This window comes from Taibaiella soli (assembly GCF_003236175.1).
Taxonomy (GTDB): domain Bacteria; phylum Bacteroidota; class Bacteroidia; order Chitinophagales; family Chitinophagaceae; genus QKTW01.
Map to the genome: position 1 here is coordinate 37,826 of NZ_QKTW01000023.1, position 12,428 is coordinate 50,253.

Here is a 12,428-nt window from a genome sequence, read left to right on the forward strand (position 1 = left end):
AAAATGAAACACCTCTTCAAGAGGATGCTTACCATAGCATCCCTCTGTGCCTCTGTGTTACAGACACAGGCCCAGGACACCTATTGGTCTATGGCCGGAAACAGGGTCTACAACGTGAAAACTAACTCACTCACTACCATCTCCTCCACCGGTATTCCGCTTGACTATTCCAATCCCAATCCACGCGCCATATTCAGCGCTGCGGGAAGTGTATTGTTTTCTTCAAGCATGAGCAGCATTGATTTTGCCGGTGTCTGGACCAACATGACCGGTGAAGGCGCTCGCGTCATCATTCCACTCACGGGTCCGAGCAATTGTAACCAGTACGCTATTATCAATACCAGAGGTGTTACGGTTCCGCACGGTTCTGCATTGGACGTCACCATTATGGATGTAAGTGGGGTAACGAACAACATTAACACCACGAATTTCCCAAATGCCGTATCAAGTGCCAACATCTCAGTTGGCGATCCTTTGTATTATGATGCAGTAGCGGCGCCGGCGCAATCTAACGGCGATCACTATTACTATTTTATCAGTGCCAATAATGGTCCCGGCCAGCCTGGTCCGTACATTGAGCAGTATACGCTCCACAGCGATGGCACCAGACCTACACTCGCCAACAGTTATGGTACGACTGCGAATTACAGACAATATGATTCTTACACGAGTCACTATATTGCCAGCAAGGCGAAAATTTCTAACGACGGTGCGTACATCGCTTACCAGGACATCAATGGTAATCTGATCACGTTCAACACGGCTACGCAAGCCTATGCAGTAGGGCCAAACCTTTCTACTATTTATGGTTTGGAAGGCGTGAACATCGGTGGTACAGTGCGTTGGTATGTAAGTACTGCAACACAGTTTGGTTATTTTACACAGGGTAGCACTACTTTCAATGTGCTCACTCCAAATTACGGTATCAAGTCTGATGTCGCGCTCGGCGCAAATGGTCTGATGTTTATTGCCAGAGGCACTACTTTTGGCGGTAACGCGGCAGACTTGATGTCATTTGATCCGAACTCCGGATTTAGCCCGGTAACCAGACAGCTTGGCTGTGTGTACAACAACGGCACATCGTATTCTTTCGGCAACCAGTTGACTGGTGAAAACACCAGTGAATTTGCTGCTATTCACACCGACTTTACAGTAAACGGCGACAGAGGTACACTCGCTAATCCGAAAGCGGTTTACACTTGTCAGAGTATCCGATTGACTGATCTTACTACTCCGGCACAAACTTATCTGAACATGGGTATTGTGCAGGTAGATGCCAGTGGTAATCCGGTTGCGGGTGGTCTTACCTGGGGTTATTCATTCCTGCGTCCGTTTGGCGGTCTTGTTGATCTGAAAAACCTGCCGGGAAGCAACAGTACATGGCTCGCTACACCAGGCCATGAAGGTTACTATCGTATCGATATGATGAATAACGATGCTTGTGGCCGTGCAAGTAATGTAACAGAATACATCAAACTGGAAACGCCTGCTACGCCGGTTGTAACTACGTTTAATGTAAACGGTATTACACAAACGACAGCTGGCGTTTATCCGGTCATCAATCTTTGCGCACCAGCAACAGCGTTGAACCTGGGCGCAACACTGGGCGGTGTGTACACTAGTTACGATGTTACGGTAACACGTCTGAGCGGCACACCACCATCATTCGTTTATGGCACTAGTGCAACTTATACTGTTCCTCTTGGTTCGTTTACAGGATTTGATATTGCTTCGAATGCTACGCTGGCTTCAGTTGTAGCTGGTTATGCCGGTTACCTCAGCGTTAAGATTACCAATCACGGCATTTGCGGCGATGGTTTGAAAGAAGAAATCTTCCAGCTCACACGCAGCAGCTCTGTCGCGGGTCTCGATTTTACACTGAATTCGGTTAGCCAGTCGGGTTCTACGGCGGCTGATGTAAACGAATGTGACGGTGGTACTGCGTTGAAGGTTGCGGCTTCTGTAACCAGCGGTACTTTGGTTGACTACACAATTGATGTAACTCCGGGAACTTATACTGGTGGCGTGTTTACAGCAACAGGTTCTACTGTTTCTGCACTACATGTGTTGCAGACGGGCATGCCGTATGATATCTCATCATTATCTGGTATGCTGGGCTATACTGGTACTATCCAGGTATCGGTGACGGCAAACAGTACTTGTACTGGTCAGAACGTGAAACACTATTACAATATTCATGCGGTGAATACTCCTACGGTTGTTACATTCGATGTGAATGGTGTAACACCTACAGGTCCTACCAACTACCCGAATGTTGTATTGTGTGATGGCGCTACGGCATTGAATCTCGATGCTACATTGACGGCTAATTATACAAGCTATGTAGTGACTGTGACACAGCTGGGTGCTACGTTGCCGCTCACTTACGGAACTAATGCTGCAGCGACTTTCGCATCATCGAGCTATTCCTCTTTCGACATGGCTTCTAATGCCGCATTGAGCCCTGTAATCGGCAGCTATAGCGGTTATGTAAGCGTTAAAGTAAAAGCAATAGGTGTATGTGGTAACAACGAAAAAGAAGAAATCTTCCACCTCGTTCGCGCTACATCATTGTCTGGTCTTGACTTTAAATTGGACAGCGTAGCTCAAGTATATGTAGACACACCAGGTAAAGTATGGCTGTGTAACGGAGATTCAGCACTGAAATTGCAACCTTGGGTGACAGGTACTGTGGACAGCTACCGTATAGAAGCCAGCACTGGCAGTTATTCCGGTACTACATTCACTGCAGGTACTACTTATACGGAGTACAACGTATTGCCTGCCTCAATGCCATATGATCTCGCTGCAAACATTGCGGCACTGAATCACTATTATGGCTATCTGCAGATTAAGCTGACTGTATATGGTCCATGTGGCGGTCCGTTGACAACAACACATATTTTCAGCGTCAATTCTGCTTCTGCGCTTGTAGATTTCGGTATGCAGGCACCACCGCAGGCAAACTGTCCTGGTGGCGGTTATCAGGCGAGAAATACTTCACCAACGTTCAATCCGCATGGTCAGGTTTCTGCTCCATTCTGTGATCAGGGTTGGTTAGGTGCTGCAAGTTGTGCGATGATCGGTGTGGCAGCTAACGTTGTAAACACTTCGGCTACGCTTTACATCGTTAAACTGGATGGTCCTGGTGGTCAGATCGCATCACAGACTTTCACTGGAACATTGCCAACAGCGCTTGCATTTGCATCTCTGGCAAGCGGATATTTTATCAATAACTATGCTGCGATTAAAGGAACTGATGTGTTTAAAGTTTCAGCATCTATCGTTACTACAGTTTGTGATACAGTAACAACATCTTCTTATTTCAAGATTATCGATGGCGGTCCGCAATATTCTGCTGGCAACTACTGGAAAGAAACACTCGATAATGCTCAGGTAATGGAAGCAAACGTATTCCCTAACCCGGCAACTAACCAGATTCAGGTGGCATGGCATGCACAAAGTGGTGCTACAGAAGCTACGTTGATGATGGTAGACGTTTTGGGTAAAGTAGTAATCAAAAAACAATTGCCACAAATCGAAGGGTTCAATGATGTATCATTAGACGTTTCAATGCTGGTTCCTGGTACTTATCACTATAAGCTTTCTACAGCGAACGGTGAAAAAACAGGTACGCTTGTAAAAGAATAGTAATCCTAGGGTCAATTTTTAAAATAGGGGTGGCAACAAGCAGTTGCTGCCCTTATTTTGTAGTAACAATAGCGACCAAACTGTGTTTTGTTTTGCGTTTGTCATTAATTTTGGCTTTTGCCCGTTCGCCGAAAACACGCTTCGCCGCCCATAATGAAGACTATGAAAAGTATTATCATCCATGCCATAGGCAAGGGGTACAGGTTTGTTTACATCTGTGCTGTTTTGTTGTTACTGCTTTGTTCTACTGCCTTTGCTCAATATGAAAATAACAACTGGGCATTCGGCAATAAATGGGGGCTTTCATTTGCCACACAACCAGCCAGCTTTTTGCCAAGTCAGGTATATGCTCCCTTCCGCTCTGCTACAGTAAGCGATGCAAATGGTAATCTGCTTTTTTATACCAATGGAACGGTTGTTTGGGATCAGACCAATAATATAATGCCCCATGGAGATAGCATTATTCATACCAATAGTGCGATATTTCCCGATGGGGGAGAAGCTTTTATTGTGCCTGATCCGGGAAATGCAGCGCAATATTATGTTTTTACCGGGCCTTTATTAAGTAGTTACAGCGGCAGCCTCGGAAATCCATCTCCGTCGAAAATTAGGTATAGTAAAGTCGATATGAGTCTTAACGGTGGATTGGGCGATGTTTTGCCCAATTTTAAAGACAGGGTATTGGATTCGAATGCGTGTCCTGTTATCGCTGTAGCCGGTTACGGTATGTGTGATAAATGGCTGGTGATGCACCTGCTTTATTCAAATCAATTCAAGGCTTATCATATCACTGCATCAGGTATTGACGCACCGGTAGTATCTACCGCAGGGGACTCTGTGAAAGTAGCTTACGCAAACATGAAGTTTGCCAGTAACAATCAGCGGCTCGTGCTACGTTCCGATGATTTGCAGGCGGCTTCGTTTATCGAGGCATTTGATTTCAATTATCAAACAGGGGTGGTATCTAACCCGGTAATGGTAGAACCTGCTCTTGCCGGCGGTATTTCAGCTTTTCAAGATGCAACCCGGCCTAATGCCATTGAATTATCCTCCGATAGTAAGAAATTGTATAGCACAGTCAACACTGATAGCAATTTCACCCAAAAAGGTTTAATCTACCAGTATGATCTTTCATTGCCGACGGCTATTGATATTCAAAATTCAAAAACACTCGTAGGTATAATTGACTCGGTCCGCGAAATTCAATTGACAGGGCAAAACAATATTTACATTTCAACGGGATATTATGGAAATAATATCGCAGCTATCCTTTACCCGAATAAGGAAGCACAGGCTTGCGGATTGGTGAACAATTATATCACTATGCCAAACGGGGATTCCAATTTTTATTATTCCGCTTGTATGGCCAATCTTGTTCCCGTCTCCCATGTAATCTATAATAACAGCGAAGAGTACGCCTGTCAATACCCATCGCAGCTCACCGCACAAGTACCGAGTGCTGGCGGCTATATCTGGAATACCGGTGCCACTACACAAAGTATCAATATCAATCAACCCGGAACTTATTGGGTGAAATCTTCACAGACTTGCGGCGCCTGGCGTATTGATACATTTCAGGTACACAGCATAACAGCACCAGCGCCAATCCCAGACTCTATTTCCTGCAACGGGCAACCGGTAAAATATACATTGCATACACCGGGCAGCATTACCTGGAGTGATGGCACACACGACAGCGTTTTTACCGCAACGCAAACGGGTACTTATTGGGTGCAGACAAGAATAGGGCAGTGCACATTTAGGGATACATTTCGTATCACTATTTATCCGCCATCAAATATTTCTTTGTTGCCGGCAGACACCACCATCTGCAACGCCGCAATGAGTGCAACTATTACGGCAGGTGGAAATTTCAATAATTATTTGTGGAATACCGGTGCCACAACTGCAAATATTCAGATCACTCAACCAGGAAAATATTGGGTGTCTGCCACTACGCCTTGCGGTATCTATAGCGATACCATGTTCGTACATTTTTGCCCGCCGGTGATCACCGATTTTACGACAGCAAAAGATACCATTTGCAGTGGCTCCTGCATTAGTTTTCAGGCATCATTTGATCATAATCCTACACAGTTCGACTGGTATTTCGCTGGTGGCAATCCGGCTACAATTACCGGCAATCAATCTCCTTTAGTCTGCTATGATACAGCCGGTACGTTCAAAGCATCGTTGGTTGTTAGCAATGATTTTGGTGCAGATACAGCAGCATTTTTCATCACGGTGCTGCCAAAGCCCAATCCTCGTTTCAGAGATACGATTATCGTGACGCCTTATAAAACAGAATTAAATCTGCCAGCCTGTGCAGCCGCGGCTGAAACGGATTGGTACGATGAAAACAATAATCTTGTGTGTTCAAATTGTGCGGCATTAAATCTTCTGGCAAAAGATTGGCAGAAAAATTATTATTGCGTGACACGAAATGCGGATTGTGCCGATACCTGTTTTTACAAAATCACAGTCACCAATATTCCTTCCGATGCATGGCTGCCTGATGCTTTTACACCAAACGGCGATGGCCTCAATGACTATTTTCATCTGATCACGGATAATCCCAACATTAAAGTTGCGGATCTTGCTGTTTATGATCGCTGGGGCAACAGTCTCTATCACTCGCAGGAAAATACTATAGGCTGGGACGGGACTTACAACGGTAAACAGGCGCAAGGCGGTGTGTACTTCTGGTATCTTCGGTATTGGGTGCTGGGCGCCGGAGGTGAACAAAAAATGCACACATCAAAAGGTGATGTAACATTGATCCGGTAAGTAATGACTCAGGTTTTTATTTTGCCACCAGCTAAGGCGCACAGATTAAGCCTGAGTTGCGTCGCACCGTTCAACGGCAGCAGTACTATCGAGCATTCAATTACAAATCACAAATTCAAATCACCAATTTCTTATCCTTCCAAATGCAAGCTGATAACGATCATACGCGTATTGATCTGATCAATTGCATTGGTGAGTGGTAAGCTTCTGTCGTTATAAAGCTGATTTACCAAACCCTGGCTCAGCTTTATTTCCGGAGAGAAAATAAAGTTCGCATTGTAGAATTCAAACCCGAAACCGATTTCATAACCCAAATCCACAGGTTTTACTTTCAGGAATTCATCGTTACGGCGGGAACGGGCATTTGCTGCCAGATCGTAATCAAATTTGCCACCGGCCATTGCATAAAAACGAAAGTTTTTAATACGATCGCTCTTGAATTTTACTTGTAATGGCAAATGGATATAAATCGACTCAATTGATTTTTGAATTTCAGCATCTGAAAACTGCGGATCGGTATAGTCCAGTTTCTTTTCCGCAAAGGAAAGTGAAGGAACCGTACGCAGATCAAAACGTTTGTTTAGACGAAGATTGGCCATCAAACCAAGATTGAAGCCTGGCGACCATTTAGGTTGAATCTTTTTGAAGGTGTCCGTTTCGGCAAAAGACTGGTTATAACGAATCTGATATTCAGAAAAATTCATGCCAAATGTGATACCGAAATAATACGGCTTCTGGTCGTGCTCTGGCATATTTAAGATATACCGTTGTGCATTTGCTTTGCTGCTGCAGAAACAAATGCCTGCAATGACCAGTAATTGGCCCAGACTACGGAAACTGGATAAAAGCTTCATTGAAGATATTAACGCGTTGATACGAAGATACAGTATGTAATTAGTTATGCAACCAGCCATTTTTTGCTAAAAATTGAGAATGAGATCAAAACCCAACCATTGTAGCCTGTTTCCGGATTTTCTATAAATATTTTTTATTGGATGCGCCATCTAGAAGTGCCGGGCCAGCTGGGTAATTGCATAAATCAGCAATCCAACAAGCCCACCGACAAGCGTACCATTGATACGAATGAACTGCAAATCCCGGCCCACTTCTTGTTCCAGCTTTTCGCTCAGTTCGGCGCCCTGCCAGTTTCCTACCGTTTGACTGATCAAAGAACCGGCCCAGGCCCGGCTTTTCATAATTAGCCGGAAAGCGTGATAGTGAATCCAGTTGTCAATCTTGTCACTGGTTTCTTTTTCAGTCTGCAGTTGCTGTGCAATTTTTTGAAGCGTCTGGTGTAAATAATTTTTTACGGCCGAATCTTCTTTCTGAATATCGATGGCAAAAGCTTGTAATAGCTGCGCTACTGCTTGTCTGGCATAGTTTTCAATAGCTTCAGTACTTAGTAATTTGGTCTTGGCATCTTGCAACTGCGCACGCCATTCTGGGTTCGATTGTACATCATCGCGAAGCCTCATCAGTTGCCGGTCAATATCCTGGCGGATGGGGTGCTGTGGATTGTTACGAATTTCTTCTGCCAGTTTGATAAATCCATTTGTGATCTTTTTAGCGATCATATTATCTACAAATCCGGGGACCAACGCTGAGCTTTCCGCCTTTACGCGGTCGCGTACCATTGATTCATGCGCCAGAATCCATTCTTCTATTTTTTCCAAAGCCCTGTCAATAAAAGGCTCGTGTTTTTTGTGTTCCAACACATAGTTCAGCACATCCGAGATCAAAATTCCGGCATTGATATCGTTGACCAATGTTTGTGCCTGCTGTGTAAACATCCGTACAATCTGCTCCTGTTCTGTCCGCTGCAACATGTCTGAAGCCAGTATCATTACTTCATTTACCAGCGGTCGTCTGTTTTTCTCTAAGGCCAGCCATTCGCCTAATTTTTCAGCGATCGTAATTTTTTCAATACGTGGCCGGATGATTTCGGGTGTGATAAAATTACCGACAACAAAATCGCCGAGATTTTCGCCAATGCGCTGTTTGCTGTTTTCGATGAGGTTGGTGTGCGGAATTTTAATGCCGAGCGGATAATGGAAAAGTGCAGTCACTGCAAACCAATCTGCAAGACCGCCCACCATAGCGGCTTCTGCAAACGCCCTCAGATACCCCAGCCAGGAATACTGATCAATGAAAACAGAACATATGGCATAGATTGCTGCCATGAGCAACAGCAGCGATAATGCCATCATCTTAAACCGCTGCAATCTCTTCTTTTTCAAGTCTTGTGACACGGGAATGCTCATGTAATAAGGTGTTCTGTTATAAAATTACCTTATTTAAACCACTTAGAGCGTCAGTTGTGAGCGGTCAGTTGTCAGTACCGTATTGCCACAAGCACTCACAACTGACTACTCACAATAAACTATTTTGTTGCCGTATACAATGTCGTAATGCCAAACGTGAGCGGTCTTGCTTTTGCATCTTTAAAACCCGCGTCTCCAAGGCGTTTGCAGAGCGCGGCTCCTTCCGGAAAAGCCATAACGCTTTCAGGTAGATAAGTATACGCACGGCTGTGTTTGGAAACGAGTTTGCCCAATGTTGGCAGTATGTAACGGAAATAAAATTTATATATCTGTTTAATTGGGAATTTCTTCGGATGTGAAAATTCCAGGATGGCTAATTTACCACCGGGGCGCATCACACGGGCCATCTCAGCGAGACCTTTATCCAGGTTTTCGAAGTTACGGGTGCCGTACGCACAGGTTACTGCGTCGAAAGTATTGGTTGTAAACGGAAGATTTTCGCTATCTCCATTTTGCATGGTAATAATATCCGAGAGCTGTAGGTCGCTGATTTTTTTGCGGCCTACCTCCAGCATCTGATCGGCAATATCCACACCGATGATCTTTGATGGTTGAAGTTTAGATGCGGCAATCGCCAGATCGCCCGTTCCTGTGGCCACATCCAGAATTTGCTGTGGCTTTACTTTTGCTATTTCTGCGATCGCTTTTTTGCGCCATCCTTTATCAATTCCCATCGAAAGAAAATGATTGAGGAAATCATATTTGCCCGCAATGTCATTAAACATGTCGGCAACCTGCGCTTTCTTGCTTAAATTTGAGCCCGCATCGGGAAGAACGGCGTCTGCCGGATTTTTTTGAAATTCATTTTGCATCTCGACGCAAAAGTACAGCACAGTAATCAATGGAAATACGTTCTGCCAAATATTTGATCAGTAGCCCCAAAGTGGAAGATTGTCCGAAGCCGGATAAACCAGAATATGCCTTTATCGGCCGCTCCAACGTGGGCAAGTCTTCGCTTATCAATATGCTGACCCGCCAGACCAAGCTGGCGAAAACCTCTTCCAGCCCAGGAAAGACGCAATTAATCAACCATTTCGTGATCAACCATTCCTGGTATTTGGTGGATCTGCCAGGCTATGGTTATGCTAAAGTTTCGCAGAAGCAGCGTGCGGAATTTCAGAAGATGATCTCCAATTATCTCACAAAGCGTGAAAATCTGATGACCGTATTTGTACTGGTGGACAGCCGTCTGAAGCCACAACAGCTTGATCTGGACTTTATGGCGCAGCTCGGCGAGTGGGGCGTTCCTTTCAGTATTGTATTTACCAAAGCGGATAAAAGTACGCAACGCGAAGTGGCGAAAAACGCGAAACAATTCATTGAAAAGATGAAAGAAGAATGGCAATTCATTCCTCGCAGCTTTGTCACCAGCGCAGAAAAATTTCATGGCCGCAAAGAAATGCTGGCATATATAGAAGAAGTTAATGAAGAGTGGGGCAAAGAACCTGAACAACTTTCGTAATCAAGGCATTTAAATACGACTTTCCTTAGCGAAAATTACCATTAAATGACTTTGCGTGAAGTTAACATTTTGCTATTAACGCAACATTGTGTTATTTTGAGCTGCATTTAAATTTTACCTTTTTTATGAAGCATTTTAACTTACTCGGATCACTCCTTTTATCAGGTGCATGTCTGGTGGGGGGTACTAATCTGGCTGTCGCACAGTCGCAGTACCAACCGATGAAGGACAACATCATCGCGAATCTTAGCAGTGTAAGACTCATGGTAAATACACCGACGAACCTTACAGGCACGAAAAAAGCATCAATTGCAGACTGGGGCGCTCAGCCATCTACTCCAATGCTGAACAAGCCGGTTATACAAGGTGAAGATAGTCTCGCGGCTACTAATCCATTGACTAACGCAGCTGCGGTTGCTGGTAAAGTATGTCTGTTGTACCGCGGCGGCGGCATCAGCTTCGTAACGAAAGCTACTGCAGCAGCAAGCGCAGGCGCTATCGCTGTAATCATTGTTAACAACGTTCCAGGCGATCCAATCGCTATGGGTGGTGGTACTGGTGTTGCTCTGGGTATCCCTGTAATGATGGTTACTCAGGCTGACGGTGACCTGATCAATGAGGCACTCCATAACAACGTTCCGGTAACAGTATCTTTCGGTACATGGGCACTCGGCGCTACCCACGATCTCGGTATCGTAGGTAACTACCAGGCTACACCGCACGCGACTAACGTTCCTTATACACAGTTGGCTGGTACTAGCGGTGCCTTCCCTTACAGCTTCATCTGTGGTGGTGGTGTTGCTAACTATGGTACCGCTACTGAACATAACATCGTAGTTACGGATTCTGTATACTGGACTCCTACCGGTGGTTCAGCTTCATTTAAAGCTGCGCATTCTTACACAATTGATTCTATCGCTCCTGCCGATTCAATCAAATTTGGTTTTAATGCAACACCGTACACGCTGGCTGCTCCAACTGGTCAAGGTAGTTATTCACACAACTACTCTATGACTTATGATAGCGTAGCGTTAGAAGGTACACCACAGGACAACCTGTATACATTTAATCATAACATCTCTGATTCAATTGTATGTAAAGGTGCATATGACTTCACGAAATACGAACCAAATGTAAGCATCAGCATTCAGCCGGCAGGTGGTTCGAACAACTTCACCATGGGTCCGATTTTCTATATGCCAAATGGTGGTTACGCTTCTAAAGTTCAATACTATCTGAGCATTAACCCTCCTGCATCTCTGGAAAACCTGACTGCATCTGTATATGTGTTCAAATGGACAGATACGCTGCAAAAAGATTCAACTATCGAAGCTGGTGAACTGCAGTTGATGGGTGCAAATATCAAAAACTTTACTTCAGCTGATACATTCGGTGTTTTCACTGTTGATCTGACTGATGATAACGGTTCTCCTTTCGCACAAATCGATGCAAACAGCCATTACTGGGTTGCAGTTGAAGCTCCATTGGGTTCATTCTTGGGTATGGACAAAACTGCAAGCTGGTTCTCCCGTGCATACGGTTTCTACCTCGCTGGTGGTGTAAGAGCAGCAGCTGGTACTGCAGATCCTGCAGAATCTATTATCGGTACTGACCTTAACACTGGTCTTGCAGATCCTAATAATGTGTTCGGTGTTTATCCGTTCGCTGGTAATGCACTCTTCATTGACTCAGTTCAGTTCGACAGATACAATGAAGTTCCTGCTGTTGCAATGCACATGTATAAAACTGCTCCGGTTGGCGTGAAAAACGTTACTAAAAACATTGGTAATGTTACACTGTTCCCTAACCCGGCACAAGGCAGCACAAACGTTTCTGTAGAGCTGAATAACGCTTCTAAAAACGTTACGTACAAAGTAATCGACGCACTCGGCCGTTCTATGTATTCTGAAACACATCACAATGTTCAGAGCGAGAAAGTGAGCCTGGATGTATCTCGCTACGCTGCTGGTAACTACTACCTGCTGATCGGTACTGACAACGGTACTACATTCAAAAAATTCACTGTTATTAAATAATAACAACCGAATATTTTTATAAAAGACGGCCATTCGGCCGTCTTTTTTTATTGCTGTATACTCTCTGCTGATTTTGTGCAACAGGGGGATTGCGACAAATGAAAAGAGGTTGTCTCTGGATGAGACAACCTCTTATTCTATTCGAAAAATGCCTCGTCCTAAAAAAGGTTG

The 12,428-nt window shown here is 44.6% G+C and carries 7 protein-coding genes; 4 read left to right on the forward strand and 3 right to left on the reverse strand.

Features of this window, described 5'->3' with window-relative positions:
- The first annotated feature begins 3 nt into the window (after positions 1 to 3).
- Both DN068_RS17990 and DN068_RS17995 read left to right on the forward strand, forming a co-directional pair.
- Positions 4 to 3,651 (forward strand): T9SS type A sorting domain-containing protein, encoded by a 3,648-nt coding sequence (locus tag DN068_RS17990; protein WP_111000333.1) that lies wholly within the window; start codon positions 4 to 6, stop codon positions 3,649 to 3,651.
- Positions 3,652 to 3,813: 162 nt separating this feature from the next.
- Positions 3,814 to 6,438, forward strand: coding sequence for a T9SS type B sorting domain-containing protein (locus DN068_RS17995; RefSeq protein ID WP_165836443.1), 2,625 nt, complete (start codon positions 3,814 to 3,816; stop codon positions 6,436 to 6,438).
- Between the two features lie 131 nt (positions 6,439 to 6,569).
- On the opposite strand, the gene porT is transcribed toward DN068_RS17995, so the two are convergent.
- The 3 genes from porT to ubiE form a co-directional block, all read right to left on the reverse strand.
- Positions 6,570 to 7,292, reverse strand: a complete 723-nt coding sequence (gene porT / locus DN068_RS18000) for a type IX secretion/gliding motility protein PorT/SprT (protein ID WP_111000335.1) — start codon at positions 7,290 to 7,292, stop codon at positions 6,570 to 6,572.
- 150 nt (positions 7,293 to 7,442) lie between these two features.
- Entirely contained in the window at positions 7,443 to 8,699 is a 1,257-nt protein-coding gene (locus tag DN068_RS18005; RefSeq protein ID WP_111000336.1) for a DUF445 domain-containing protein, read from the reverse strand.
- A gap of 119 nt (positions 8,700 to 8,818) precedes the next feature.
- Entirely contained in the window at positions 8,819 to 9,571 is a 753-nt protein-coding gene (gene ubiE / locus DN068_RS18010) for a bifunctional demethylmenaquinone methyltransferase/2-methoxy-6-polyprenyl-1,4-benzoquinol methylase UbiE (RefSeq protein WP_111000337.1), read from the reverse strand.
- A gap of 29 nt (positions 9,572 to 9,600) precedes the next feature.
- Here ubiE and yihA point away from each other — a divergent pair, with 29 nt between their 5' ends.
- Both yihA and DN068_RS18020 read left to right on the forward strand, forming a co-directional pair.
- The gene (yihA, locus tag DN068_RS18015) at positions 9,601 to 10,221 is read left to right on the forward strand and encodes a ribosome biogenesis GTP-binding protein YihA/YsxC (RefSeq protein WP_111000338.1); all 621 of its coding nucleotides are present in this window, start codon (positions 9,601 to 9,603) and stop codon (positions 10,219 to 10,221) included.
- A gap of 125 nt (positions 10,222 to 10,346) precedes the next feature.
- Positions 10,347 to 12,257 (forward strand): T9SS type A sorting domain-containing protein, encoded by a 1,911-nt coding sequence (locus tag DN068_RS18020; protein ID WP_111000339.1) that lies wholly within the window; start codon positions 10,347 to 10,349, stop codon positions 12,255 to 12,257.
- Positions 12,258 to 12,428: the final 171 nt, after the last annotated feature.

Coding starts and splice junctions, on each gene's coding strand:
- DN068_RS17990 (WP_111000333.1), top strand. CDS start 4: ATGAAACACCTCTTCAAGAGGATGCTTACCATAGCATCCCTCTGTGCC.
- DN068_RS17995 (WP_165836443.1), top strand. CDS start 3,814: ATGAAAAGTATTATCATCCATGCCATAGGCAAGGGGTACAGGTTTGTT.
- porT (WP_111000335.1), bottom strand. CDS start 7,292: ATGAAGCTTTTATCCAGTTTCCGTAGTCTGGGCCAATTACTGGTCATT.
- DN068_RS18005 (WP_111000336.1), bottom strand. CDS start 8,699: ATGAGCATTCCCGTGTCACAAGACTTGAAAAAGAAGAGATTGCAGCGG.
- ubiE (WP_111000337.1), bottom strand. CDS start 9,571: ATGCAAAATGAATTTCAAAAAAATCCGGCAGACGCCGTTCTTCCCGAT.
- yihA (WP_111000338.1), top strand. CDS start 9,601: ATGGAAATACGTTCTGCCAAATATTTGATCAGTAGCCCCAAAGTGGAA.
- DN068_RS18020 (WP_111000339.1), top strand. CDS start 10,347: ATGAAGCATTTTAACTTACTCGGATCACTCCTTTTATCAGGTGCATGT.